Source organism: Acinetobacter bohemicus ANC 3994, assembly GCF_000367925.1.
Classification (GTDB): Bacteria; Pseudomonadota; Gammaproteobacteria; order Pseudomonadales; family Moraxellaceae; genus Acinetobacter; species Acinetobacter bohemicus.
The window spans coordinates 873,598-899,900 of sequence record NZ_KB849164.1 but is presented as its reverse complement, the minus strand read 5'-3'; the positions used below and the strand labels follow the sequence as shown (position 1 = coordinate 899,900).

The 26,303-nt window shown below is 39.5% G+C and carries 22 protein-coding genes and 1 CRISPR repeat array; of the genes, 15 read left to right on the top strand and 7 right to left on the bottom strand.

Annotated elements, in window-relative coordinates:
* Positions 1–77: 77 nt before the first annotated feature.
* Positions 78–946: a CRISPR direct-repeat array (repeat unit 29 nt; unit sequence GTTCACTGCCAGATAGGCAGCTTAGAAAA).
* Positions 947–1,385: 439 nt separating this feature from the next.
* From F994_RS04160 to F994_RS04150, 3 genes are all read right to left on the bottom strand, one after another.
* Positions 1,386–3,032: an AMP-binding protein gene (locus tag F994_RS04160; RefSeq protein ID WP_004648857.1), complete on the bottom strand. Its 1,647-nt coding sequence runs from the start codon at positions 3,030–3,032 to the stop codon at positions 1,386–1,388.
* Positions 3,033–3,277: 245 nt separating this feature from the next.
* Positions 3,278–4,414, bottom strand: coding sequence for an acyl-CoA dehydrogenase family protein (locus F994_RS04155; RefSeq protein ID WP_004648856.1), 1,137 nt, complete (start codon positions 4,412–4,414; stop codon positions 3,278–3,280).
* A gap of 281 nt (positions 4,415–4,695) precedes the next feature.
* The gene (locus F994_RS04150; RefSeq protein WP_004648854.1) at positions 4,696–5,466 is read right to left on the bottom strand and encodes a 3-hydroxyacyl-CoA dehydrogenase; all 771 of its coding nucleotides are present in this window, start codon (positions 5,464–5,466) and stop codon (positions 4,696–4,698) included.
* 155 nt (positions 5,467–5,621) lie between these two features.
* Between F994_RS04150 and F994_RS04145 the strand changes: the two genes are divergently transcribed.
* The 4 genes from F994_RS04145 (at position 5,622) to F994_RS04130 (ending at position 10,099) form a co-directional block, all read left to right on the top strand.
* On the top strand, positions 5,622–6,644 hold the full coding sequence (locus tag F994_RS04145; protein ID WP_004648853.1) for an AraC family transcriptional regulator: 1,023 nt from the start codon (positions 5,622–5,624) through the stop codon (positions 6,642–6,644).
* 333 nt (positions 6,645–6,977) lie between these two features.
* The gene (locus F994_RS04140; RefSeq protein ID WP_228128033.1) at positions 6,978–8,300 is read left to right on the top strand and encodes a sphingomyelin phosphodiesterase; all 1,323 of its coding nucleotides are present in this window, start codon (positions 6,978–6,980) and stop codon (positions 8,298–8,300) included.
* A 9-nt stretch (positions 8,301–8,309) separates the two neighbouring features.
* The gene (locus F994_RS04135; RefSeq protein WP_004648851.1) at positions 8,310–9,269 is read left to right on the top strand and encodes a lipase secretion chaperone; all 960 of its coding nucleotides are present in this window, start codon (positions 8,310–8,312) and stop codon (positions 9,267–9,269) included.
* A 476-nt stretch (positions 9,270–9,745) separates the two neighbouring features.
* A complete protein-coding gene (locus F994_RS04130; RefSeq protein ID WP_004648850.1) occupies positions 9,746–10,099 on the top strand; it encodes a hypothetical protein in 354 nt (117 codons plus the stop codon).
* A 359-nt stretch (positions 10,100–10,458) separates the two neighbouring features.
* On the opposite strand, the gene prmC is transcribed toward F994_RS04130, so the two are convergent.
* Together prmC and prfA are read right to left on the bottom strand one after the other, a co-directional pair.
* Positions 10,459–11,277, bottom strand: coding sequence for a peptide chain release factor N(5)-glutamine methyltransferase (prmC, locus tag F994_RS04125; protein WP_004648849.1), 819 nt, complete (start codon positions 11,275–11,277; stop codon positions 10,459–10,461).
* Positions 11,277–12,365, bottom strand: a complete 1,089-nt coding sequence (prfA, locus tag F994_RS04120) for a peptide chain release factor 1 (RefSeq protein WP_004648848.1) — start codon at positions 12,363–12,365, stop codon at positions 11,277–11,279. Before prfA ends, prmC begins: the two co-directional genes overlap by 1 nt.
* A 366-nt stretch (positions 12,366–12,731) precedes the next feature.
* Here prfA and F994_RS04115 point away from each other — a divergent pair, with 366 nt between their 5' ends.
* From F994_RS04115 to F994_RS04095, 5 genes are all read left to right on the top strand, one after another.
* A complete protein-coding gene (locus F994_RS04115; RefSeq protein WP_004648846.1) occupies positions 12,732–13,163 on the top strand; it encodes a glycine zipper domain-containing protein in 432 nt (143 codons plus the stop codon).
* A 530-nt stretch (positions 13,164–13,693) separates the two neighbouring features.
* Positions 13,694–14,200 carry a glycine zipper domain-containing protein gene (locus F994_RS04110; protein WP_004648845.1) on the top strand — a complete coding sequence of 169 codons (507 nt, stop codon included), beginning with the start codon at positions 13,694–13,696 and terminating at the stop codon, positions 14,198–14,200.
* A gap of 180 nt (positions 14,201–14,380) precedes the next feature.
* The gene (locus tag F994_RS04105) at positions 14,381–15,382 is read left to right on the top strand and encodes an LLM class flavin-dependent oxidoreductase (RefSeq protein WP_004648843.1); all 1,002 of its coding nucleotides are present in this window, start codon (positions 14,381–14,383) and stop codon (positions 15,380–15,382) included.
* Positions 15,383–15,564: 182 nt separating this feature from the next.
* Complete coding sequence (gene yiaA, locus F994_RS04100; protein ID WP_004648842.1) at positions 15,565–16,041, top strand: inner membrane protein YiaA; 477 nt, start codon at positions 15,565–15,567, stop codon at positions 16,039–16,041.
* 294 nt (positions 16,042–16,335) lie between these two features.
* On the top strand, positions 16,336–16,890 hold the full coding sequence (locus tag F994_RS04095; protein WP_004648840.1) for an NAD(P)/FAD-dependent oxidoreductase: 555 nt from the start codon (positions 16,336–16,338) through the stop codon (positions 16,888–16,890).
* 55 nt (positions 16,891–16,945) lie between these two features.
* Here the strand turns inward: F994_RS04095 and F994_RS04090 are convergent, their stop codons facing one another.
* Together F994_RS04090 and ppsR are read right to left on the bottom strand one after the other, a co-directional pair.
* Positions 16,946–17,674, bottom strand: a complete 729-nt coding sequence (locus F994_RS04090; protein ID WP_004648839.1) for a hypothetical protein — start codon at positions 17,672–17,674, stop codon at positions 16,946–16,948.
* Between the two features lie 87 nt (positions 17,675–17,761).
* Positions 17,762–18,598, bottom strand: a complete 837-nt coding sequence (gene ppsR / locus F994_RS04085) for a posphoenolpyruvate synthetase regulatory kinase/phosphorylase PpsR (protein WP_004648838.1) — start codon at positions 18,596–18,598, stop codon at positions 17,762–17,764.
* A 154-nt stretch (positions 18,599–18,752) separates the two neighbouring features.
* Here ppsR and ppsA point away from each other — a divergent pair, with 154 nt between their 5' ends.
* The 6 genes from ppsA to cyoD all read left to right on the top strand — a co-directional run bounded on the left by ppsA (position 18,753) and on the right by cyoD (position 26,300).
* Positions 18,753–21,131, top strand: coding sequence for a phosphoenolpyruvate synthase (gene ppsA, locus F994_RS04080; protein WP_004648837.1), 2,379 nt, complete (start codon positions 18,753–18,755; stop codon positions 21,129–21,131).
* 80 nt (positions 21,132–21,211) lie between these two features.
* Positions 21,212–21,982: an RDD family protein gene (locus F994_RS04075; RefSeq protein WP_004648836.1), complete on the top strand. Its 771-nt coding sequence runs from the start codon at positions 21,212–21,214 to the stop codon at positions 21,980–21,982.
* Positions 21,983–22,298: 316 nt separating this feature from the next.
* Positions 22,299–23,360, top strand: a complete 1,062-nt coding sequence (gene cyoA / locus F994_RS04070; RefSeq protein WP_004648835.1) for a ubiquinol oxidase subunit II — start codon at positions 22,299–22,301, stop codon at positions 23,358–23,360.
* Positions 23,361–23,363: 3 nt separating this feature from the next.
* Complete coding sequence (gene cyoB, locus F994_RS04065) at positions 23,364–25,352, top strand: cytochrome o ubiquinol oxidase subunit I (RefSeq protein WP_004648833.1); 1,989 nt, start codon at positions 23,364–23,366, stop codon at positions 25,350–25,352.
* A gap of 4 nt (positions 25,353–25,356) precedes the next feature.
* On the top strand, positions 25,357–25,974 hold the full coding sequence (gene cyoC, locus F994_RS04060) for a cytochrome o ubiquinol oxidase subunit III (protein WP_004648832.1): 618 nt from the start codon (positions 25,357–25,359) through the stop codon (positions 25,972–25,974).
* Positions 25,974–26,300, top strand: coding sequence for a cytochrome o ubiquinol oxidase subunit IV (cyoD, locus tag F994_RS04055; protein WP_004648831.1), 327 nt, complete (start codon positions 25,974–25,976; stop codon positions 26,298–26,300). Before cyoC ends, cyoD begins: the two co-directional genes overlap by 1 nt.
* The last annotated feature ends 3 nt before the right edge of the window (positions 26,301–26,303 follow it).

Below are 26,303 nucleotides of genomic sequence, written 5' to 3'. Positions count from 1 at the left end.
TTAGAAAAATTTTGGGTATTTTGCATTTTTTAGCATTAAACCCTTGTTATTTCAAAGCTTTGTCCTTTATATTTACTGTTCACTGCCAGATAGGCAGCTTAGAAATTCATCAACATATACCCCAATGTTACCCATCTGTTCACTGCCAGATAGGCAGCTTAGAAACGCATAAAATAGTTCGATAATGTAATTTGTATGTTCACTGCCAGATAGGCAGCTTAGAAATTTATCACCCATCTTAATCGTTTTAATCAATAGTTCACTGCCAGATAGGCAGCTTAGAAAATTACCCCAGTGATAAAGGGATTTAATCAATAGTTCACTGCCAGATAGGCAGCTTAGAAAATTACCCAAGTGATAGCGGAAAATAAACCGCAGTTCACTGCCAGATAGGCAGCTTAGAAAATTGCTGTCAGGTTGTTTCGGTACACATTCAGGTTCACTGCCAGATAGGCAGCTTAGAAAAGAAACAGAACTAGCATCTTGCATAATCTGCCGTTCACTGCCAGATAGGCAGCTTAGAAAAATTGTCATTACCATGCCCCTTGCGAGATAATGTTCACTGCCAGATAGGCAGCTTAGAAAAATTGTCATTACCATGCCCCTTGCGAGATAATGTTCACTGCCAGATAGGCAGCTTAGAAAATTTTATAAAACCCTCGTTGGTTTTTTGGTCGGTTCACTGCCAGATAGGCAGCTTAGAAAACGTAGAGATTTAGTCCAATATGACAAAGATAGTTCACTGCCAGATAGGCAGCTTAGAAAATTGCGATTGATCAAATGCTTTGTGATGCGTAGTTCACTGCCAGATAGGCAGCTTAGAAATCAATGTTAAGCATTGGCAGATATTCATCTTCGTTCACTGCCAGATAGGCAGCTTAGAAAATCGCTTTCGATGCCACAATCACAACAGTTGTGTTCACTGCCAGATAGGCAGCTTAGAAATGATTAACCTAAAAAACCGCCCTACAGGACTAATGCCAGTCAGTTAAGAAACTGACTGGCATTTTATTTTTTAAATTCATGATGTTATTCGATACGCGGAAACGTCATCCGCAACTGTTCGAGGCATGAGGTGTATACACCGCAAGATTGGAAAAGTAAGGTTTCTGCGATTTATTAATCAATAAAAGGGATTTGGCGAGTTTTGCGGTGAGGCGCACTGCGCCGCAAGATGCCTTTCTTGCGAAGCTCTGCTTCTCATTTGGGCTTATCCAAAGTAATATATGAGCTCCAAGTATTTGATTTAAAAAATACAAGACTCCGTCATGAATAACTAAAAATTAAGGACTTTATTTCTAAAATCCTTAACTGACTGGCATTAGCCCTACAGGACGGTTTTTAATTTAAAAATAATAAAATACTCTTTAAAAAGAAGAATCCAATTAACCAACTTTTTGAATCCCTTGCATTTTGGCAATTTCCTGTTGTTTGAGTAAATTGCGCTGAATTTTCCCACTAGAGGTTTTAGGCAAAGCTTCTACAAATTCAATCTCTTTTGGATAAGCATGTTTAGATAAGCGCGAACGTACATATTCTTGTAATTTATGACTTAACGCATCCGAGGCAGAAAATTGAGGTTTTAACACGACAAATGCTTTTACAACCTCAGTCCGTTCTGGATCAGGCTTACCAATCACAGCAGATTCAAGAACTTCAGTACATTCAAGCAATGTACTTTCTACATCAAAAGGACCTACACGATAACCTGACGTTGTAATGACATCGTCAGCACGGCCGATAAAATCGACACCACCTAATTCATTTAAGCTAACCGTATCACCCGTTAAATAATAATGCCCCACAAAAGATTTACGATTATTTCCATCATAGCCTTTAAACCAAACCAGTGGCGATTGTGAAAAATCAATTGCGAGTGTACCTACGCCACCTTTTTCAACTTCTTCATTGTTCTGATTTAACACACAAAAGCGATGTCCTGGATTTGCAAATCCTGCTGAGCCAATTTTAATTTCATGTGCTAATGCATGATGATTGCCAATTACCATGCCTAATTCGGTCTGTCCATATTGATCATAAATATTCACATTTAAATCATGGTTAAACCAATGAATCACTTCGGGTGTTAATGGCTCACCTGCACTGCTCACGACACGCAAATGCGCTTTAATAGATGGATCAAACTTTTCTTTAAAGCCAAAGAACATACGGAATGCTGTTGGTGAACCTGTTAAATTACTCACTTTGTATTTTTTTATGATCTGTACAGCATGATCCACACTAAATGCACGTTCATCCATAATAATGCTATGACCTAAACTTAACGGCCCTGTAATACCGTAATACAGTCCATATGCCCAACCCGGATCGGCTAAATTCCAGAAAGAATCCTCGGCACGTAAATCCACGGCATATGTCATATAACCTTTAAATGCCAACACTGCTTTTAGCGGAACAGGTACGGATTTGGCTAAACCCGTTGTTCCCGAGGTAAACATCATCAAGAAATCATCTGCAAATGTTTGCATGACCGGTTCAAATACTGAAGATTTCTTGATGAGTTCTGTCCAAAAGTCATCGTCTTGCTGACTTAATGTATTCTGTTGATATACAGTTAAAATATGCGGTACATCAACACTATTGAGTTTTGGACGTTGCTCTTCATTGGTCACAATCAATCGAGTTTTAGCGGTATTAATACGATGTTCTATCGCTTTAGATTCAAATGCAGTAAACAAAGGCTGATATATTGCCCCCATTCGCCAAGTCGCTAAAATTGTGATCAGCAATTCAGGTGTGCGTGGTAATAAACCCGCAACACAATCACCTGCTTTTAAACCCAGTGAAGTAAAATAATGGGCTAATTTTCCTGAGGCATCTGCCAGTTGCTCAAATGTCCATTCTGCCGATTCACCATTTTTGCCTTCCCAAATTAAGGCTATTTTATTTGAACCAAGATGACGCTCACAACATTCAACATAGGCGTTGATTGCCTGAGGTGTACCTACCAATTGCTCGGCAAGAAATTGATCAAAATTAAACTCTTGATATGCTTGTTCTAGCGTCTTCATCGCGACAACCTCTTATCCATTTTTATAAAAATGTAATTACTTTGTGCAGTTGCTTTATGTAATTACTTTTTGTCCATTTTCATTGTTGTTTTCATTTTCAAATGCCAAAATAAATTCAGCATTTTGACCATTTTTTACTTCACTCATGGCCTAGATAAACATGATTAGCGAAATCCTACAATTTCCGAATCCATCAAAAAATATGCAGGATTTGAACACCCACTAAAGTCTTAAATTTAGTCTATTCAAAGCTTGGTCACTTCACGTGCAATCACTAAACGTTGAATGTCCGATGCACCTTCATAAATTTGGCTCACGCGTACATCGCGGTAAATTCGCTCCACTGGAAAATCTGAAACATAGCCATAACCACCATGAATTTGAATCGCATCTGAACAGACACGTTCAGCCATGGTTGAGGCAAATAATTTCGCCATTGAGGCTTCTTTTAAACACGGTAAGCCTACATCTTTTAAAGTAGCCGCATGGAAAATCAATTGACGTGCCGCTTCAATTTGGGTGGCCATATCGGCTAAACGAAATGCGACTGCCTGATGCTGCACAATTTCTACCCCAAAAGCTTTACGTTGATTGGCATATTCCACCGCCGCATCTAATGCCGCACGTGCCATCCCAACAGATTGAGCTGCAATGCCAATGCGCCCAGATTCCAAGTTAGATAAAGCAATTTTGTAGCCTTCACCTTCCTGACCCAATAAATTTTCGGCAGGAATTCGGCAATGATCAAAAATGATGGTTGCCGTATCTGAGCAATGTTGCCCCATTTTTTCTTCAAGACGAGAAACAATATAACCTTCTGTTTCGGTGGGCACCAAGAAACATGAAATGCCTTTTTTCCCTGCCGCTTTATCTGTCACCGCAAATACAATTGCAACTTGAGCATGTTTACCTGTGGTAATAAATTGTTTAGTGCCATTTAATACCCAAAAGTCGCCATCACGTTCAGCCTTACATTCAAGTGCACCTGCATCTGAGCCTGCTTGTGGTTCAGTTAGACAAAAACAGCCTAACCATTCACCTGTGGCTAATTTGGTTAAATATTTTTGTTTCTGATCTTCTGTACCATAACGCTGAGTAATGCCACAAGGCAGTGAGTTTTGAACACTGACTATGGTAGAAATAGCACCATCACCTGCGGCAATTTCTTCTAGTGCCACCACAAGGGAGACATAATCTAGTCCCGCACCGCCCCATTGTTCAGACACAGTCATGCCTAAAGCACCCAACTCACCCAGTTCTTTTAGTTCTTGTGCGGGAAATTTTGCAGTTTTATCTCGCTGTGCAGCAGTTGGTTTCAGTTTTGCTTGCGAATAATTCCGCATCATGTCCTGAACCATTTTTTGTTCTTCATTTAAAAGCATTGAGCGTCCCTTTTGTGTTCAGGTTATTAAATTCGACATTTATTAAAATTTAAGAAATATTTGATACACGACAATCCCATTCGCAACCTGAAACACTTCTAAAAAGATAATGTTTCTGCGAAGAAGTGGACTGTAAATTCAATTAAACAGGTTTTGCGAATGGAGATGGTTTTGCCTACTTTTCCCGAAAGAAAAGTAGGTCGAACCGAAGGTTATACAAAACCTTTACTTAATAATGCAAAGACTCCGCCACAAAGATCACGATCACAAATCAAAATAGATTATTTAGGCTGTATACGAATCGCGCCATCCAAACGAATCACTTCACCATTCAAATAACTATTTTCAAAAATATGACCCACCAAATGTGCAAACTCTTCTGGCTTTGCTAAACGTGGTGGAAATGGCACCATTTGCCCCAAAGCATCCTGCACATTTTGCGGCATTCCTTTCAGCATCGGTGTTTCCATAATCCCCGGTGCAATCGTCATCACACGAATAGCCTCACGTGCAAACTCACGTGCTAAAGGCAAAGTCATCGCAACCACGGCACCTTTAGAAGCAGCATAAGCTGACTGCCCAATTTGCCCATCAAATGCGGCCACTGAAGCCGTATTTACAATCACGCCACGCTCTTCTTCACCTGCTTTCAACTCATATTTAGCAATCAAATTTGCAGCAAAACGAATCATATTGAATGTTCCACTGACATTAATATTCAGTACTTTTTGGAACATGGCAAAATCATGCATGCCATCGCGACCCAACACTTTAGCTGATGGAGCAATCCCTGCGCAGTTAACCAAACCATTGAGTTGACCATATTGCTGCTCAACATTTTCAAAGAATACTTTTACCGCATGTTCATCGGTAACATCCAATTTCACAAAAACAGCGTGTTCGCCTAAACGCTGTTGCATTTCCATGCCCAGTTCATCATTCATATCTACCATGATGACTGTAGCTCCCTGACCAACCAAATACGTGGCAGTTGCAGCACCTAGACCCGATGCACCACCCGTGACCACAAAGACCTTTCCTTGAATTTTCATTTTATTTTCCTATCAATGCTTTGAATGAACACTCGACTTAAGATGCAGAGTAAATGCAGTCAAGCTTGAGTACAATTTCCAAATATTGCATCATCTATGATGGATTTGGACAATCCAACCTATCGGACAAATGAACTGAACATGGACATCAGCACATGAATGAACAAGATTTAAACTATAGCAAAGGTACAATCTCGATCAATCTTGTGCATGAGGCATTACTTTCTGCGCAGCATCAAGGCTTAAACACGCAAGCCATCTTACTCAAATCCGGCATTCCTCTTGAATTAATGCAGTCCAGTAAAGCCCGTGTTTCAGTTTCTCAGTATGCTCAACTCTGGATTGAACTTGCGGATGCCATGAACGATGAATTTTTTGGTATGGATAGCCATCCAATGCGTCGTGGAAGTTTTAAACTGCTATCACAATCCGTCATGTATGCTGAGACACTAGAAAAAGCACTGCAACATATTTTGCAATTTTTAAATCTGATCTTAGACGATTTTATCAGTCAATTATTTGTGCAGGAAAACTATGCTTATATTGTGATTTATGAACAAAAACAGACCAAAAGAATGTTCAGTTACGCCACTTATTTAATGCTTATCCATGGTTTGATATGTTGGTTAAGCGGACAAAGAGTTTTACTGAACCAAATTCAACTTAAATGTGATTCACCTCTAAATGACCAAGACTACAAAGTTCGATTTTGTGAAAATATTCAATATAATAGCAATGAAAACTACATTCAGTTTGATGCCAACTATTTAAATATTCAGATCAAGCAAGACCAACAATCGTGGTATCAATTTATTCAACAAACGCCACAAAACCTATTGGTTCGCTTTAAAAACCCGCATGCCATTAGCACGCAAATACGTAAACATTTAATGCAGATGCCACCAGCGGAATGGTTAGAACTGAATGAAATTGCACATCGTTTAAATATGTCTGATGCAACCATCCAACGGCGCTTAAAAAGTGAAGGCGTCAGTTACCAACAACTCAAAAATGATATCCGACGTGACACAGCCATTGAGTTTTTGACTAAAACAAACAAAACACTACAAGATATTAGTGATGAATTAAGCTTTCATGACCCAAGTGCATTCCATCGTGCCTTTAAGAAATGGACGGGGGTCAGTCCGGGTGCTTATCGTCAAAATAAAGAACCGTAATCTGTTTCTATTGATATGAGCTAAAATTAAAGTCTGTTGATATTTTTTGTGCAAAAAAATAGCAAGTAATAAAATTCAAGCACTAAAGTGACATTATAAAAGTTCTATTGATCTAGCTTGTCGCTTTATCTAGTTGCCATTATGAAATGTCAACAGCCCCCTAAATTTAAATCAGTTTTTTGACCTTCATTCGTCGGAATGTAATATTGCTGTCGCACATTGTCACTGACTTGAAAAAATTTCGTGCCATAGTGATCTCTTCATATTGTTACATAATATTTAATAAAAACATCATGGAGGGGACTAATGAGCACCCAATTTAATAAAAATTTAATGACAAATATCATATGGCTATCATTGTTGCTATGCAGTCAGCAAGCGATTGCCGACACATACATTTATGTGACCAATACCACCCCTGAAACGGTATCCGTCAATATTAATCATCATGGTACACGCACCTTAGTTCAAGGGAACGAATGGGCACAAGAAGCCACCCAAATTGCCCCTTACGAGACCAAACGTGTACTGCGTTATAATCGTTATACGGGGGTAAAGTCAGGTCAAACCTACAATTTTGATACCGTGATTACGGGCGGTGGCTCAAGTGTAACGCTGAAACAATCGATGACAGGCACTTGGTCTGGCAGTGATATTAAACACTCTGCATCTGGCAGTGATTTTTCTGCACCGTGGTTCAACAATCGTAATATTCAGCGCTTCAACACCAACTATGCAGGTAAAGCAGCCCAGACTGCTTTTAAAGCTGAATACACTGGTGGTTATGACGACTTCCACTACACTATCCATCAAAATACCGTGCCAGAACCTGTTGCCAGCAGTGCCGATGAATTTAAGGTTTTAACCTACAATATTTATGCCCTTCCTTTAGTGGCAAGTAAAATTGATTCGCGTTTAGAGCAACTGCCGCAAAACCTAAAAGGCTACGACGCTATCTTATTCCAAGAAGCGTTTGCTTCTGGCCGTACTGCCATGTTGGCCAAATTAGCACAGGAATATCCTTACCAGACTTATATTCCAGTGGGTTCAGGCTATAACATTTATGATAGTGGTGTATTGGTTGCAAGTCGCTACCCGATTGTGAAGACAGATCACCTGATTTATCCAGGCTGTACAGGGACGGACTGTTTTGCCGATAAAGGTGTCATATACGCCGAAATCCTGAAAAATGGCAAAGCGTATCATGTGACCTCAACCCATACCGCATCCTTCGATACAGATGCGGCACGTGATATGCGTCAACAACAATTTAAACAAATCCGTGCTTTGGTCGATAAGCAAAACATTCTATCATTTGATGCGGTACTGATGGGTGGTGACTTTAACGTCAACAAACTACTATGGCCACAAGATTATACCCAGATGCTGAGTAACCTTAATGCCACCGATCCAGTGAGTACAGGATATACAGCATCGACCTTTGATCCACGCATAAATAAACTTGCGGGTGCGGGTTTCAGTGGAGGTTCCACCGTTGAATATTTAGACTATGTGGTGTCATCGAATAACCACCGTCAGTCCATGCAAGCACGTAACGATGTACGCATTATTCGCTCAGCTGCCGATCCATTATTTATGACTTGGGATCTATCTGACCACTTCCCTGTCATGGGTCAATTCCAATATAACCCATAAGGAATATCAATGAAGCGCTTTGGGCTTATTGCTTTGGTGCTGAGTTTATTGGTGATTGGTGTGGTTATATGGTTGGGTCTTGGCCCATCATATGCCACATCGGATCAAACTCAGACGTCATCACCGTCCCTTACAAAAACTGGTCAGCCAAAAGGTTTGCAAGACAAGCTTGCCGCTGCAAACAATGACGAGTCAAAAATGCAGCAACAACAGCAACAAGAATCGATTAAACAAATGATTCAATTCTTTCAAAAAAATCCGGGCAATGTCACACAATTATTGACCCAGTTACAGCAAAACTGCCCTGATGCAAACTGTCAGGCACTATTAAAACAGGTATTAGCCGAATATCCTGATCAACAATTTGCCCAAACTTTAGAACAATTGCTTGAACGCTTACCGCTCTATGAAAAAGAAATGCAAGCTAAAATAATGTCAACGCAAATGACACCACAGCAGCGTTATCAGGAAATTTGGAATTTACGTGAGCAGATTTTAGGTCAAAAAGAAGCACAACTCGGCTTTGCTGAAGAAAAAGAATTTGCCAGCTATCAGTTTGCCTATGGCGAACTACTAAATCGAGCACCGCAAATGACGCAACAACAACGTCTGAGTGAACTTGCACAACTGCAACAACAATATAAAAACCCAAGCAAAAATATTGATGGTCAAAGTGGCAGTTATGATAAAGCCCTTAAATTGGCTTTAATTGGTGTCACCGACCCTGCACAACAACAAAAGATTACCCAACAGTTGCTTAACAGTTACTTCTCACCTAAAGAAGCCGCACAATTGGCTGCGCGTGAACAACAAGTCTCTCAGCAACAGCAACAAGTGGCGAGTTATCAATCGGAGCTTGCAACTTTAAACCAAGAAATGAACCAGCAAAAACAAAGCTTGCCTGAAAGTACTTGGCAGCAGCAATATCAATTACGGCTAGAACAACTACGACAAAAACACTTTAATTAGTGGCTTAAGCATTCACCATTTATACCCAAGAAAAGTACAGCTAAAGCAAAGTTATGAAAATAATGTTGCTTTAGCTTGTCATCATGGCTTGAATTTCTTTGATATTTTTTAGTTTCAATCAGTTATCGCCAAATAAAAAAATGCCTCTAAATAATAAAATTAAGTAGAATAATTTCAAATACTTATAATTATTTTCAATAATTTTCTAATCCAAATTTAACGATATTTTGAACTCTATGCTTCATTTATATAAATACTAATCTCTTTGATTAGCATGATGAGGTGTCAAAAACTTTTTTATTCAATAATTTTAAGGTTTTCATTAGCTTAAAAAATCAATGTTTCATTTATCGGAATGTGTTTGCAAAAAGCTCCAAAATAGATTATTTTTCACTCAATTTTAAAGCATTCTTTAATGCTTACTTTCGGCTGTACTCCCCCTGTTTAATCACCTGATTTCTTTTAAAGGTTATGACATGCTTAAAATGATTGATGTTCTCGATCAACGTCTCGTGCAAAACTTTACCCAAGCTTTGCAGTCTCCTACTCCACAATTTGAAGAGCAACTGAATCAAAGCATTCTGAATGCATCAGACCTTGACTTAAATCATGCTGTAACTACATTTTTTAATGAAGTCGATGCCATTGAAGTAGTACAAGCACTTGATATTAGCGCTGACCGTATTCAAGCCCTTCAGTTAGGTGAATCTTTTAAAGATGAACAATATTTAGCTGATCTGAAAAAAATTGTGACGCTTTGCCTTGCACTCGAAACAGATGCTTTAGAGCAAGTTGAAGTATCCGATTGCCTACAAGATTACCCAATGTAATATTGTAAATGGCTTTTAAAAGCGACTCTTTTGAGTCGCTTTTTTTATGAATAAATCATTATTTAATCATTTATTTTGATCGCAATTTATAGTCGACACTGATGTTCTATATTGTACGTTGTGCTATTTATGGTTATCACTTTATTTAAACTGATGCACATTGCAATCGCTCAATCTTTATCTTACCTGAAAATAATTACAATAATTTAAATATACGATGTAATTACAAAATAATTACACTTAAAGAAAAACAAGGCTACTCCTTTTTAATCAAGGATCGTAAAATAACACTTAAACTCTTAATAAATAGGCAAAAAAAGCGCTTAATGCGCTTTTTTTTAAATTGCTTTCTTTTCCGGTTATTTTGAACAACCAATCGTTACGCGATTATTACCGCTGTAATCTTTGATGGTTTGAATATCTTTATAACCATATTTTTTAAACAGTTGATAGACTACACCACCTTGATTATAACCGTGCTCAAGCGCAATCCAACCATTGGCAGTCAACCATTTTTTACCATTTTGAATGATAAATTCAATATCAGCTAAACCATTATTCGCTGCGACTAAAGCACGTTTTGGCTCAGTTGCTAAATCCTTCATGTGCTTATCATTCGGATCGATATAAGGCGGATTCGATACAATTACATCAAAGAATTGATTACGCTCTAACGCTTTAAACCAACTACCTAAAGCAAATTTAACTTGCGGTAAGTCATGTTTGTCTGCATTAAACTGTGCAACTTCTAAAGTCGGTTGATAGATATCAGTTGCAGTGATGGACCAATCTGGACGCTCACTGGCAAGTGATAAAGCAATCGCACCTGTACCTGTGCCCAAATCGACGATTCGAGCATCTTCAGGTAAGTCTAAATGCAAAACGGTTTCCACCAAAACTTCAGTATCTGGTCGCGGAACTAAAGTATCTTTGGTTACTTTTAAATCTAAAGTCCAGAATGGTTGTGAACCCGTCACATAAGCCAAAGGTTCGCCAGCTTCAATACGCGCCAATGCCGTAACATAGGCTTGCTCTTGCTCTGCTGTTAATTCTTGCGCTTTTTTCATCACCAAATCAAAAGAATCGATTTTAGTAATATGTTCAAGCAACCATGCATTTTCTTGGCGTTCGTAACTTTCCGATTCACCGCGTAAGGCTAATGCCTGTGCAATATTCATTAACCACCATTCTGCTGTGCAAGCATTGCTAACTGATCTGCTTGATATTCACGATGTAAACTATCCAGTAATTCTGTTAAATCACCTTCCATCACGGCATCTAACTTATATAAAGTTAAGTTAATACGGTGATCGGTCATACGACCTTGCGGATAGTTATAAGTACGAATACGTTCTGAACGGTCACCTGAACCCACCAAATCACGGCGCATTTCAGAAGTTGCCGCATCAGCAGCCGCACGTTTAGCATTTTCTAAACGTGACACCAAAAGTGCCATCGCTTTAGCTTTGTTCTTATGTTGCGAACGCTCATCCTGACATTCCACCACCGTACCCGTTGGTAAATGGGTAATACGAACGGCAGAGTCGGTTTTGTTAATATGCTGACCACCCGCACCCGAAGCACGGTAAGTATCAATACGTAATTCAGATGAATTGATTTCCACTGAAGTATCGACATCAACTTCAGGTAAAATTGCCACGGTACATGCAGAAGTATGAACACGCCCTTGCGATTCCGTCGCAGGTACACGCTGTACACGATGCGCACCACTTTCAAATTTCAAACGACCGTAAACACCATCACCATTAATCAGGCAAATGACTTCTTTATAGCCGCCATGCTCACCTTCATTTTCAGACAGCACTTCAAGACGCCAGCCTTGCGTTTCAGCGTATTTACTGTACATGCGATATAAATCGCCAGAGAAGATCGCCGCTTCATCTCCTCCAGTTCCCGCACGAATTTCCAAATAAGCAGAATTGGCATCATTGGGATCTTTCGGAATCATTAAGATATTTAAATCAGCTTCAAGCTGAGCAATAATGGCCCTATTGTCCTTAATCTCTTCTTGCGCCATTTCCTTAAAATCGGGATCAGACAACATCGCTTCAGCAGTTTCAATATCTTTTTCTGCTTGGGTGTACTTTTTCCAAACTTCAGTGATTTCTGTTAAGTCATTATGCTCACGCGAAAGTTGACGAAAGCGTTTGTTGTCAGAAATGACTTCTATATCCGCAAGCAATGCGTTTAATTCTTCATGACGGTCAGAAAGTTGATCTAATCGTAAACGTAACGATTCTTTCATTTTGCAAAATATCTCAAGACAATGGCTATCTCTATGCCTTATAGAACATAGATCAGCTCAAAAAAATTGTGCCTAGTGTAACGATTCTCGGGTTTAAATGACATAGATATTGTTGCGACGAATCCTCTTATTCAAAAAGGCGTTTTTAAAAATGTGATTTAAATCACTCCTAGGTTTATTCATATTTCAATTGCAAATGTATCTTTGACGGGCTTTTCTACACATTTTTAATAAAACTAATACAAAGCAGACACTAAACCACATAACTCTGCTTCGTCATCTCCATATTTCACCAAATATTTTTGTTACATTTAGCGCCATCGAAAGCAATTACAATGGTCCGCTTTTTTGGACATGGAGTTAACTATGAAACTTAATGCATTATTATTAAGCGCAACATTAGCAGCAACCTCAATAATGGCAGTGAATGCTCATGCTGATAATACAACTCGCGTAGCAGCAACTTCTGCATTAGGTAGTGTAGCAGGTACAGCTATTGGTAAAAGCATGGGCGGTAATACTGGCGCAATGATTGGTTCTGCTATTGGTGGTGCGGGTGGTGCTGCTGTGTCAGCAAACAAACGCGACCGTACTGGCGCTGCGATCGGCGGTGGTTTAGGTGGTGTGGGTGGTTATACTGTAGGTAAAAGCGTAGGTGGTACAACTGGTGGTTATGTAGGTTCAGCTTTAGGTGCTGCCGGTGGTTCTGTACTGGGTAAAAAAGTATCTGAAGACCGTCATGCTGACCAACGCTCTTATAAAAAGCACTCTAAAAAATACCGTCGTAACCATCGCTAAGTTATCATTAGCTAACTGAATAATAAAAATCTCTTATTTTAAAAATGCCAGTCAGTTTAGAAATTGACTGGCATTTTTTTAAATTCTAAATGTTATCTAATTGACAAAAATATCATCCACTTTAAACAGTCCGGTTTCTGCGATTAATCCAGCAATAAAAAGATTTGACAAATTTTGTGCTAAGCATTGTTTTAAATAAATAATTTAAACTATGCATAAGATGTCTTTTTTATCAAGTGCTACTACTCATTTGAGTTAAATCATAGAACCAAACTAGCTCCAAGCATCTGATTCAAAGATATAAAAATCTTCATAAATAATAAAAATTAAGGAATTTATGTCTAAAACATTAAACTGATTGACATTACTTTTTAGTCGGTACTTGTTTACATCATGAACAGCCCCTACCAATCATGAATAAATTGAGTAGACAAAGAATACAAACGATTAACACATTGTTCATCTTCATTTCCAAATCTTTGACTACATTAGGCTCAAGATATAACGAAAGCTTCAAAAAGGAGTTTGCCATGAAATTTAATTCAATGATTCTTGCCGCTGTAGTTGCAACATCAGCCGTAACAGCAACAACAACCTATGCTGATAGCTCTACACGTGTAGCCGCAACTTCTGCTTTAGGCAGTGTGGTCGGTACTGCGCTTGGTAAACAAATGGGTGGCAACACTGGGGCAATCATTGGTTCTGCAATTGGTGGGGCTGGTGGCGCTGCGATCTCAAGTGATCGTCGTAACCGTACAGGTGCTGCAATTGGCGGCGGTTTAGGTGGTGTGGGTGGTTATACTGTCGGTAAAAATGTTGCCGGTACAACTGGTGGCTATGTTGGTTCAGCGCTAGGCGCTGCGGGTGGTTCTGTACTGGGTAAAAAAGTCAGTGAAGACCGTCGCTATGATGAAGATCGTGATGACCGCGACCGTTATAACAACAATGGCTATCGCAACAGCAAATACAGCTACAATGACCGCAATTACAGACACGACAATGGTCGCCATCGCGGACATTATAAAAACCATCGTTAATGCTAAAGATTTAATTTAAAGCACCTTAATATAGGTGCTTTTTTTATGGCTGCTAAAGAGGCACCTAAAATAGATCAACATACCCGATATATTGAAATAACACATATATCGAAAAAAAACGATATACAAGTTCAATCAGTCATCGTATGCTCTAGTTAGATTCTATATTTGAGAAAACAGATGCGCTCATTAAAAGACACCCCTTTTTCAATCCTTGAACTTGCTCCCGTTCGTGATGATAAAAGCATTCAGTTTTCACTTCATCATGCTTTGGCACTTGCACAAAAAGCAGAAGAATTAGGCTACAAACGCCTCTGGCTTGCAGAACATCACAATATGGATGGTATTGCCAGCTCTGCAACCGCCGTTTTATTGGGTTATATCTTAGCGAATACTGAAACTTTAAAATTGGGCTCAGGCGGTATTATGTTGCCGAACCATGCACCACTGGTTGTTGCAGAACAATTTGGCACTTTAGCAACCCTCTATCCTGACCGTGTTGAACTGGGTCTTGGACGCGCACCCGGAACTGACCAAGTAACCATGCGTGCCTTACGTCGTGGCCGCCAAGAAACAGAAGATCAATTTCCACAAGATGTTTTGGAAATACTGCAATATTTTAAAGAACCTACCCCACAGCAACGTATTATTGCCACGCCGGGACAAAACACTTATGTTCCAGTTTGGTTATTAGGCTCAAGTTTATTTAGTGCACAATTGGCTGCAAAATTAGGACTTCCCTATTCTTTTGCTTCGCACTTTGCACCACGCATGTTGGGACAAGCCATCCAACTGTATAGAGAAAACTTTGAACCTTCTGAATATTTAGACAAACCTTATGTTTCTATGGGCGTTCCAGCTGTGGTCGCGCAAACAGATGCAGAAGCTGAATACTTAGCCACCAGTGCATATCAACGTGTTCTTGGCTTAATGCGTGGACAAAGCTTAAAACTTAAAGCCCCTGTTACAACGATGGATGGACTGTGGTCACCCGCAGAAAAAATGTCTGTCGATAATTTCTATGCCATGGCTCAAATTGGTTCACCAGACACGGTCAAAGCTGGTTTAGAAATGCTCTTAGAAAAATACGATGTCGATGAATTTATTTTCACTTGTGATATTTATGACACAGGCAAGCGTATCGAAAACTTTGAATTATTAATGAATATCAAAAACGCTTAATCCCTTTAATACTGCCAAAATAGCACCTATCTAAGGTGCTATTTTTTTATTGCAAATCACCATAACGCTGCTTACATCATTATTAACTTTACCCAGTTCAGATTAAACAGCATTTGCGATCCTGTTCAGCTTCTGCATAATGGTGATATAAAAAACAATCCAATACAAAAATGGAAAACAGAATGAATCAATATATTAATAAACCAACATCTGCATTTATCGCCGCAAGTTGGGTTGCTCTGATTGCAGGTGCAGCAGCGTATATGATCGGTTTGTGGAATGCAGACATGCTACTCAATGAAAAAGGTTATTATTTAATTCTCATTTTGTATGGTTTATTCGCAGCAGTATCTTTACAAAAAATTATCCGAGATAAGCTCGAAGGCGTTCATGTCACCGCTATTTATTTTGGACTTTGTTGGGCTTCCATTGTGATCTGCATTGCACTGCTGAGCATTGGTTTATGGAATGCTTCACTTGAATTAAGTGAAAAAGGCTTTTATATCATGGCGTTTTTACTGAGCTTATTTGGCGCAGTTGCGGTACAAAAAAATATTCGCGATTTAGGCTATCTTCGAATGCATACACAACCGCCAAGCGTGCCTCATTATCCACAAACACCCTTTGAAAATATAGAGCATGATGATGAAAAAAATTAAGCTGTGCTAAAGCACGGTATTTTCTTTTCATCACCCAACCCTAGTCAAATCTTCTATGACATTTAAAAATAAGACTTGCTCGCTCAGAACAAGCCTTATTTTTATGATCAGCTCATCCAGTTTCACACGCAAGGTCATAAATTTTAAGTAAAAATATTTCGGTATTTCCATCCATAGCATGATGACGATGACTGACCAGATTCCAGAAAAATCTTTACCAAAAGTTCTATCTTGGATATACCAATAAATTGCAGAACCAACTGCAACGAAGTAAAAACAAGAAAGGATATGAAAATGGTTAACAAAAAAAAGAATCCATTGGATGGTTTCTTTCAAAACTCAATCGATTTTTTTCAGAATTTTAAGGGCGAAATCGTTGCCGCTGAAGACATCAAACGATTTGATTTCTCGGGTTTAAATGTTGCCGTTATTGGTGCCAACCAAATGACTGTGACGCATCTCGCTCAGATTTGTCATCATGCTAAATTGGTTAAAGTATTTCAAATCACGCCACATTTTTTATTGCCTCAAACAGAAAAAGGAATCCATAAACTCCTTTCACATCCTTTGATTATTAAGAATCGTCGTTTATTTAACAATCGGATCAAAGCATTATTGGCCATTCGTTATCTTGAATCACAAGTTCAAGATAATTGGTTAAAACGACAGTTAATGCCGAACTCGGCTTCTGAACATAAGCTGTTTCTAAAATCAGATACTTATTATTCAGCTTTACAACGTGAAAATTGCAAACTCATTACTTGGCCCATCGTTAAAATTACTGATCAGGCGATAAAAAGCATGGATGGTACTGAACATAAAGTGGATGTCATTATTAGCACTTACTAAAATTTTAATGATAAAAAAGAGGTCAATTCATCTTGACCTCTTTTTACACATCAACTTATTTCACTGTGCCCATATATTGATAATTGTTGTTATTTTTTTGATAACGTAAATACTTACCCGTTGGCTTGGTATTTTGATCTAACAATTTAATATCAATAAACTTCATATCCTTCGAAACACGAATATAATCCCCTTTACGTTCGGCATCATATTGACAGTTATAATCCACACTAATCGTATCTAATTTTTTAGTTTTGGTTTGGAAAATTGGTACTGGATTTAACTGGTTTTTCTGTTGTTTATAGGCTTGTATTTGATACGCACCCACACAGCTGTCGCCTTTATAGTAACTTTGAATTAAATAAATGGGCTGTCCAGACAGCGTGATTTGATCAACACTTCGAATAAAACCAGCTTCAATCGCTTGAAGTTTCTTTTTAGGCGCATTTTTAAACTGCGCATAAGATGAATATGTTCCCATGGTGCCACCACCGCCCACATCAAAAGTATAAGTTTTGAACAATTGATCAGGCGTGTAGCGAATAGTTAAGCCAAAGTTCTCGGTAAGTTTAGGAAAGCGGTAAGTATAACTATCTGCATTTTTTTCAATCAGCTTCACCACATCACTTTCAATTTTTTCATTGACTGTATAAAAGTCTTGCGCAGCATATTTTGTATAAATCTGTTGTTCCAAAGCAGTTAAAGTCGTGGTATTGGCATAACTATGGTTTAAAAAAGCAACAGACAAAACACTAAAGCCAGCTATTTTTAATATTTTTTTCATCTAACTCATCCATTATCTTTATTACTGATGGCATGACATAAGAGCCTACACAGAGACTCTTATATCTATAGAATAATGTAATGACAATTAACCAATACGACGTTTCAAACCTGTCATTTGGAGTACACGTGTTGAGATTTCTTCAATCGACATTTCAGAGACATTCAAATATTTAATCCCCTCAGAAATATAAATTCCTTCAACCGCACGAAGCTCCATCTGACACTGACTAAAACTTGCATAGCGGCTGTTGGCTTTACGTTCAGAACGAATCGCTACAAGTCTTTCAGCATCAATCATTAAGCCAAATAACTTATGTTTATGCGCTTTTAATACCGCAGGCAAACGATTGTCATCCAAGTCTTCTTCGGTAAGTGGGTAATTTGCTACACGAATACCAAACTGTAATGACAAGTAAATTGAGGTTGGCGTTTTGCCTGAACGTGATACCCCAATTAAAATTAAATCGGCTTTATCATAATGACGAGTACGAGCACCATCATCATTGTCGAGCGCAAAATGAACCGCATCAATACGGGCTTTATATGACTCTGAATCGGTCACTGCATGGGTTTGCCCCACTAAAGTTGTAGGAGGCGTACCTAAAACTTCAGACAACTTACCAATAAGACCTTCAAAAACATCAAGATTTACCGCATTTGCAGTATTAATAATATCACGTACATATGGGTCTACAAGAGTATCAAATACCAAGGGTTGCTGCCCATCACGATCAGCGCGTTGATTGATTTCTGCAACCACATTCATGGCTGCTTCTTCAGAGCTAATATAAGGAATAATATGAATGTCAAAATTAACATGAGGAAATTGCGCTAACAGTGAGTGTCCAAGGGTTTCAGCAGTAATTGCTGTACCATCAGAGACAAAAAACACACTGCGCTTAATTTGTTTACCTTCTGACATTAAAATTCTCCTTAAATATTTGTCTAAGTGCTATAAAATCTTTATAGTAAACTGATCTTATATAACTTTCGCTTAGTAAAATCAAAATGCTAAGTAGATTTGTTATAATTTCATGCAAGATAGTGATTAATACTGCAAAAGTGGAGTAACAACATTGGAAGCGCGCGTAATTGGTCTAGAAAAATTAGGGAAACACGACGTTGAACTTGTAGGTGGGAAAAACTCATCTTTAGGTGAAATGATCAGCCACTTATCCAATGCTGGCGTATCAGTGCCAGGTGGCTTCGCAACGACTGCTGCTGCTTATCGTGAATTTCTCGAGCAAAGTGGCCTAAACGCTAAAATTCAGGCAGAGCTATCAACTTTAAATGTTGATGATGTCAATGCTCTTGCAGAATCTGGCGCTAAAATTCGCCAATGGATTGTCGATACTCCGCTTACAGCCGAACTTGAAAAAGAAGTTCGCAACGCTTTCGCAGACCTTTCTAACGGCAACCCTGAAATCGCGGTTGCCGTTCGTTCATCTGCAACAGCAGAAGACTTACCAGACGCTTCTTTTGCGGGTCAGCAAGAAACTTTCTTAAACATTCGCGGCATCGACAATGTATTGATCGCAATTAAAGAAGTTTTTGCTTCACTTTATAATGACCGTGCAATTGCATATCGCGTACATCAAAATTTTAAACATGAAGTTGTAGCCTTGTCTGCTGGTATTCAGCGTATGGTACGTTCTGAAACGGGTGCTGCGGGTGTAATGTTTACACTGGATACAGAATCTGGTTTCCGCGACGTAGTCTTCATCACTGCATCTTATGGTTTGGGTGAAATGGTTGTTCAGGGCGCGGTAAACCCTGACGAATTTTATCTGTCTAAACCATTATTAAACGCAGGAAAACATTCAATCCTACGTCGTAATCTTGGCTCTAAACACCAAAAAATGATTTATGGTGAAGAAGGCTCTACAGGTAAATCAGTTGTTGTTGTAGACGTTGAAAAACAAGATCGTCAACAATTCGCACTAAATGATCATGAGCTTCAAGAACTTGCTAAACAAGCGTTGATCATTGAAAACCATTACGGTTCACCAATGGACATCGAATGGGCGAAAGATGGCGACGATGATCAAATTTATATCGTTCAAGCACGTCCAGAAACAGTAAAAAGCCGTGAAAATGTCGGCACCATGGAACGCTACCTGCTTAAACAAAAAGGTACTGTTGTTTGTGAAGGTCGTTCAATTGGTCAACGTATCGGTTCTGGTAAAGTCCGCATCGTAACCTCAATTAAAGAAATGGACAAAGTACAACCAGGTGACGTTCTTGTCTCTGACATGACTGACCCAGATTGGGAACCAGTGATGAAACGTGCTGCTGCGATTGTCACTAACCGTGGTGGTCGTACCTGTCATGCTGCAATTATTGCGCGTGAACTGGGTGTTCCAGCAATCGTTGGTTGTGGTAATGCCACTGAAGTATTGACTGACGGTCAAGAAGTGACTGTCTCTTGTGCTGAAGGTGATACAGGCTTCATCTATGAAGGTTCTTTAGATTTCGAAATTCAACGTAACTCGATTGAATCTATGCCTAAACTTCCGTTCAAAATTATGATGAATGTAGGTAACCCTGACCGCGCATTCGACTTCGCAACTATTCCGAACGAAGGTATTGGTCTTGCGCGTTTAGAATTCATCATCAACCGTATGATTGGTGTGCATCCAAAAGCATTATTAAACATTGATAGCCTGCCACGTGAAACACGTGCTGCGGTCATGGCGCGTACTGCGGGCTACTCTTCTCCAATCGAATTCTATGTCGAAAAATTAGTTGAAGGTATTTCAACTCTTGCCGCTGCTTTCGCTGACAAACCTGTGATTGTTCGTATGTCTGACTTCAAGTCAAACGAATATGCGAACCTGATTGGCGGTAAGTTATACGAGCCAGAAGAAGAAAACCCAATGTTGGGCTTCCGTGGCGCAAGCCGTTACGTGTCTGACAATTTCCGTGACTGCTTCGAACTTGAATGCCGTGCATTGAAGAAAGCACGTGACGAAATGGGCTTAACCAACATTCAAATCATGATTCCTTTTGTACGTACAGTTGCAGAAGCGAAACGTGTTATTGAACTATTGGCACTAAATGGTCTTAAGCGCGGTGAAAACGGCCTGAAAGTCATTATGATGTGCGAATTACCAACCAACGCATTGTTAGCTGAACAATTCCTTGAGCACTTCGATGGTTTCTCTATCGGTTCAAATGACTTGACTCAATTAACACTTGGTTTAGACCGTGACTCTGGTATCGTTTCTCACCTGTTTGATGAACGTGATCCTGCTGTTAAAGCGTTACTTTCTATGGCAATTCATGCATGCCGTAAAGCTGGTAAATACGTTGGTATTTGTGGCCAAGGCCCTTCTGACCATCCAGACCTTGCTCGATGGTTGATGGAACAAGGCATCGAATCTGTTTCATTGAACCCAGACTCAGTTTTAGACACTTGGTTCTTCTTAGCAGAAGAAAAGACTAAACAAGTTTAATAAAACGTGTTAAAAAAAGACCCACTAGTGGGTCTTTTTTTTATCCATCTTTTAAGATTTAGTTTTGAGAATTCAATTTTATGCAAATTTACTTGGCACGTGATAATCAACAAGCGGGTCCATACACCTTAGAGCAACTCAATCAAATGCTCGCGAGTCAGCAAGTCATGCTCACAGACTTAGCTTGGCATCAAGGTATGCCAGAATGGAAAGCTTTAGGTGAATTAACCAAGGGTAAACTTGTATATGAACCTGTAGGTTATACTGCCCCGACCCCTTTCCCCGAACAAACACCCTTAAAAAATTCGAGTATGGGTAAAGCGCAATCGGGCAAAAAACCAACTCAAAACAGCGAACTCGCGTCCATTACTACTCGTATTTTAGCAAAAATTATCGATTTATTACTGTGGTTGCCGGCAGCAGCGATTCCTTCATTTTTTCTAAAACCGGATCAATTTAATCAATTGTCTGATATTCAACAAAAGATGCAATCCGCTGACACTTCAACTCAAGCCGTACAATTACAACAGGAATTATTTACCCTTATTCCTATCGAAGCATGGCAAACAATGTTTGTATACATCATTATTATGCTTGGTATTCAAGCCTTTATGCTGGCTAAATCTGGGCAAAGTATTGGTAAAAAACTCACCAAAATTAAAATTGTCGATGCCGAAAATGGTGAAAAAGTCAGCCTGATGCGTGTCTTCACTTTACGTAGTTTCATCTTCATTATTTTAAATATGCTCTTTATGCCTTTGATCACAATTATTGACCATGTGTTCGCATTGAGCGAAAAACGTCAAACATTACATGATAAATTAGCCAGAACCAAAGTGATTAAACAATAAACATAAAAAAACAGGGATGATTTTATCTCCCTGTTTTCCCCCAGAATATTGATATTAAAATAATAATTTTTATATTAAAAAGTTTAATTCCGAGTAAAAAAATCAGTTTTTATAACAGTCATTTAAAGCCACTTTACATATAGCTTAGTTCAACAATATGAGGCATAATGCCCTACAACGTAGCGGTGTCTCATGATTGGGAAGGATTTTCTATGCTTAGAATTTCTAAGTGAAAATAAATATTTCCAATCATGCGACACTTTAATCGCTATCCCATATTAAATTAGGGAATGGGACTCTTCACCGAGGTTGTAAAATGAGACAAACGATTTTAGCTGTATTGTCTTTATCTGCGATGGCTGCACTCTTAACTGGGTGTGGCGGTGATATGGTACTTCTAAACTCAAAAGGTCCAGTTGCAGAAGGTCAAAGTAACCTGATGATGACTGCGATCTACTTAATGCTTTTGGTGGTAATTCCATCAGTTATTATGGCATTGTGGTTTGGTTGGAAATATCGCGCGTCGAATAAAGATGCAGACTATAAACCTACTTGGGCACACTCTACCGCTATTGAAATTATAGTTTGGGGTGTTCCAGTCATTATTATTGGTATTCTAGCTTGGTTAACTTGGTGGGGTTCACACAAGTATGACCCTTACCGCCCGCTCGAATCAGATAAAGCTCCGTTAACTGTTCAAGTTATTGCTGAACAATTCAAATGGGTCTTTATTTATCCAGAACAAGACATTGCAACTGTTAACGAAATGCGCTTTCCAGAGAAAACTCCGGTAAGTTTACGTATTACGTCTAACTTCACAATGAACTCGTTCTTTATTCCTGCATTGTCTGGTCAAATCTATGCAATGGCGGGTATGCAAACCCACTTGCACATGTTAGCAGACCAAACTGGCGTATTCCGTGGTTTCTCTTCTAACTATTCAGGTTATGGCTTCTCGCAAATGCGCTTTAAAGCTCATTCTGTAACAGATGCAGAGTTTGCCAATTGGGTAGCAGCAGTTAAAGCTGGTAATGGTAGTTCAGTTAATCCTGAAGCAATTCAAAAAGGTATTTTAGACCAAACTGAATTTGCAACCTTACGTGATGGTAACCGTGGTAAGCACCAAATCGAAGCATTAGTAGCAAAAGCAACGACTCCAGAAGAAAAGGCTGCTGCTGAAGCAATGAAGCCTTATCCGACTAAGCCACACCCAGTGACTTATTATTCTTCAGTTGAGCCTAAATTGTTCGAATCCGTGATTAACCGATACATGAGCAACTACCATGGTGCTGATCACTCAGCAACTGTAGGTCATGAAGCTGCGGCTTCTGGCGCTCATGCAAATGTTGAGCATGCGACTGCTTCTGTAGAGGAATAAGACATGAGCTTTTTAGGTAAGTTAGGACCAGATGCAATTCCATACGATCCAATCGTATTGGTAACTGTTGCAATGATGATCCTAGGTGGCCTTGCTGCTGTTGCAGGGATCACCTACTTTAAAAAATGGAACTACTTGTGGACTGAATGGTTCACTTCTGTAGACCATAAAAAAATTGGTATCATGTATATCTTGGTATCTGTAGTCATGTTACTTCGTGGCTTCGCAGATGCGATCATGATGCGTCTTCAGCAATTCCTCGCACGAGGTGGTGGTGAAGGTTATTTACATCCTGAACATTACGATCAGATCTTTACTGCGCATGGCGTAATTATGATCTTCTTCGTAGCAATGGGTCTTGTTGTCGGCTTAATGAATATCTCTGTACCTTTACAGATCGGTGCTCGTGACGTTGCCTTCCCATTATTGAACTCTTTAAGCTTCTGGTTATTTGCCGGCGCTGCGGGTCTCATGATGGCCTCTCTTGCACTGGGTGAATTCGCTGCGACTGGTTGGATGGCTTATCCTCCTCTTTCAGGTATCGAATATTCTCCTGGCGTAGGTGTGGACTACTACATTTGGGCACTTCAGGTTTCAGGTTTAGGTACTCTTTTAACGGGTGTTAACTTCTTTGTTACCATCATTAAAATGCGTGCACCTGGCATGACACTTATGGATATGCCGATCTTTACTTGGACTGCGCTTTGTACGTCTGTATTGATCATTGCGTCGTTCCCTGTGTTAACTGCAACAATTGCAATGTTGACACTTGACCGTTACTTCGACTTCCACTTCTTTACAAATGACTTGGGTGGTAGCCCAATGTTGTATGTAAACTTGATTTGGACTTGGGGTCACCCAGAAGTATACATCTTGGTATTACCAGCATTTGGTATTTACTCTGAAGTTGTATCTACTTTCTCTCGCAAAGCATTGTTTGGTTATAAATCAATGGTGTATGCGACTATTGCGATCACAGTACTTGCATTCGTAGTATGGGTTCACCACTTCTTTACAATGGGTGCTGGTGCCAACGTTAACGCGTTCTTCGGTATCATGACCATGGTTATTGCGATTCCGACTGGTGTGAAAATCTTCTCTTGGTTATTCACCATGTATAAGGGTCGTATTACCTTTACAACACCAATGCTATGGACACTTGGCTTCCTTGTGACTTTTGGTATCGGTGGTTTAACAGGTGTATTAATGGCAGTTCCACCAGCGGACTTCTTAGTACATAACTCGTTATTCTTAATTGCTCACTTCCATAACGTAATTATTGGTGGTGTAGTATTTGCAATGTTCGCAGGTATCATTTTCTACTGGCCAAAAATGTTTGGTTGGAAACTTAATGAAGCTTGGGGTAAAGCAGCTTTCTGGTTCTGGTTCTTCGGTTTCTACTTTGCATTCATGCCACTTTATATCCTTGGTTTCATGGGTATGACTCGTCGTTTGAATACATATGACAATCCAGAATGGGATCCATACATCGCTATCGCCCTCTTTGGTGCTATCCTTATCGCGATTGGTATTGCATGTTTCTTAATGCAAATCATTGTTGGTTTCTTACAACGCAACGACAATCTCGATTTAACTGGCGATCCATGGGATGCTCGTACATTAGAATGGGCTACGTCTTCACCTGCTCCGTTCTATAACTTTGCTCATGTACCACAAGCTGACGGTATCGACCGCTTCTGGACTGACAAAGAAAACGGTGTTGCATACGCGCGTCCTACGTCGTATGAAGATGTACACATGCCAACTAATCGTGCTGCTGGTTTTGTTATTGCAATGTTCATTACTGTTATGGGCTTTGCTTTAATCTGGCATATCTGGTGGTTAGCTGCTGTTGGATTCATTGGTGCTATCGTTTCGTTTATCGTAAGTTCATTCACGAAAGAAGTGGATTACTATGTGCCTGCTGCTGAAGTAGAACGCATTGAAAACGAACGCTATGCGATTCTTGAAAAACACTTGAAGAAGGACTAAGACAATGGCTGAAGTACTTCATCACGACAACCATGGACATGATGATCATCACCACGATGATACCGACATCACCGTCTTTGGTTTCTGGACTTACTTGATGAGTGACTTGATCCTATTCGGGACACTCTTCATTGCGTTCGCTGTATTAAGCAGTCACATTCCAATGGGTACTCCAAGTGCAAAAGAGCTTTTTGGTGAGTCTTTAGGTTTCGTTTTAACTGAAACTTTCGCTCTCCTGATCTCTTCTGTAACATTCGGTTTTGCCGTACTTGCTGCATACAAAAAAAATGTTAGCCAAGTTTTAACTTGGTTAATCATTACATGGTTATTTGGTGCTGCCTTCATTGGTATGGAACTTTATGAGTTCAATCACTTAGTTCATGCTGGTCATGGCCCAAGCACAAGTGCGTTCTTATCGTCGTTCTTTACATTAGTAGGTACGCACGGTATTCACGTAACTTCGGGTTTGGTATGGATGATCATTTTGATGATTCAAATCAAGAAAAATGGTTTGACTCTTCCAAACACTCGTCGTCTTGCTTGCCTAAGCTTGTTCTGGCACTTCCTTGACATCGTTTGGATCTGTGTATTCAGCGTCGTTTATTTGATGGGAGTTCTCTAATGAGTCACGATCACAACTCTGCTGGTGCATCGCACGGTAACGTGAAGCAATATACTATTGGTTTCATTTTGTCAGTTGCTCTTACTCTTATTCCTTTTGGAATGGTCATGAGCGGTGGCTTTGGACGTGGTATTTTGGTTACTGTAATTGCTATTACTGCAGTTGCTCAGGTTCTTGTACAGCTCATGTTCTTCTTGCACATGAACTCGTCTTCTGAACAACGTTGGAACGTGATTGCATTTATCTATACAGTACTGTGTATTGCGGTATTGTTGATTGGTTCTGTATGGATCATGAACTACCTTCACTACAACATGATGATCTAAACT

What these genes read in the sequence shown, in the direction of transcription:
- F994_RS04160 (WP_004648857.1), bottom strand. Translation starts at nt 3,032, where the DNA reads ATGAAGACGCTAGAACAAGCATATCAAGAGTTTAATTTTGATCAATTT.
- F994_RS04155 (WP_004648856.1), bottom strand. Translation starts at nt 4,414, where the DNA reads ATGCTTTTAAATGAAGAACAAAAAATGGTTCAGGACATGATGCGGAAT.
- F994_RS04150 (WP_004648854.1), bottom strand. Translation starts at nt 5,466, where the DNA reads ATGAAAATTCAAGGAAAGGTCTTTGTGGTCACGGGTGGTGCATCGGGT.
- F994_RS04145 (WP_004648853.1), top strand. Translation starts at nt 5,622, where the DNA reads ATGAATGAACAAGATTTAAACTATAGCAAAGGTACAATCTCGATCAAT.
- F994_RS04140 (WP_228128033.1), top strand. Translation starts at nt 6,978, where the DNA reads ATGACAAATATCATATGGCTATCATTGTTGCTATGCAGTCAGCAAGCG.
- F994_RS04135 (WP_004648851.1), top strand. Translation starts at nt 8,310, where the DNA reads ATGAAGCGCTTTGGGCTTATTGCTTTGGTGCTGAGTTTATTGGTGATT.
- F994_RS04130 (WP_004648850.1), top strand. Translation starts at nt 9,746, where the DNA reads ATGCTTAAAATGATTGATGTTCTCGATCAACGTCTCGTGCAAAACTTT.
- prmC (WP_004648849.1), bottom strand. Translation starts at nt 11,277, where the DNA reads ATGAATATTGCACAGGCATTAGCCTTACGCGGTGAATCGGAAAGTTAC.
- prfA (WP_004648848.1), bottom strand. Translation starts at nt 12,365, where the DNA reads ATGAAAGAATCGTTACGTTTACGATTAGATCAACTTTCTGACCGTCAT.
- F994_RS04115 (WP_004648846.1), top strand. Translation starts at nt 12,732, where the DNA reads ATGAAACTTAATGCATTATTATTAAGCGCAACATTAGCAGCAACCTCA.
- F994_RS04110 (WP_004648845.1), top strand. Translation starts at nt 13,694, where the DNA reads ATGAAATTTAATTCAATGATTCTTGCCGCTGTAGTTGCAACATCAGCC.
- F994_RS04105 (WP_004648843.1), top strand. Translation starts at nt 14,381, where the DNA reads ATGCGCTCATTAAAAGACACCCCTTTTTCAATCCTTGAACTTGCTCCC.
- yiaA (WP_004648842.1), top strand. Translation starts at nt 15,565, where the DNA reads ATGAATCAATATATTAATAAACCAACATCTGCATTTATCGCCGCAAGT.
- F994_RS04095 (WP_004648840.1), top strand. Translation starts at nt 16,336, where the DNA reads ATGGTTAACAAAAAAAAGAATCCATTGGATGGTTTCTTTCAAAACTCA.
- F994_RS04090 (WP_004648839.1), bottom strand. Translation starts at nt 17,674, where the DNA reads ATGAAAAAAATATTAAAAATAGCTGGCTTTAGTGTTTTGTCTGTTGCT.
- ppsR (WP_004648838.1), bottom strand. Translation starts at nt 18,598, where the DNA reads ATGTCAGAAGGTAAACAAATTAAGCGCAGTGTGTTTTTTGTCTCTGAT.
- F994_RS04075 (WP_004648836.1), top strand. Translation starts at nt 21,212, where the DNA reads ATGCAAATTTACTTGGCACGTGATAATCAACAAGCGGGTCCATACACC.
- cyoA (WP_004648835.1), top strand. Translation starts at nt 22,299, where the DNA reads ATGAGACAAACGATTTTAGCTGTATTGTCTTTATCTGCGATGGCTGCA.
- cyoB (WP_004648833.1), top strand. Translation starts at nt 23,364, where the DNA reads ATGAGCTTTTTAGGTAAGTTAGGACCAGATGCAATTCCATACGATCCA.
- cyoC (WP_004648832.1), top strand. Translation starts at nt 25,357, where the DNA reads ATGGCTGAAGTACTTCATCACGACAACCATGGACATGATGATCATCAC.
- cyoD (WP_004648831.1), top strand. Translation starts at nt 25,974, where the DNA reads ATGAGTCACGATCACAACTCTGCTGGTGCATCGCACGGTAACGTGAAG.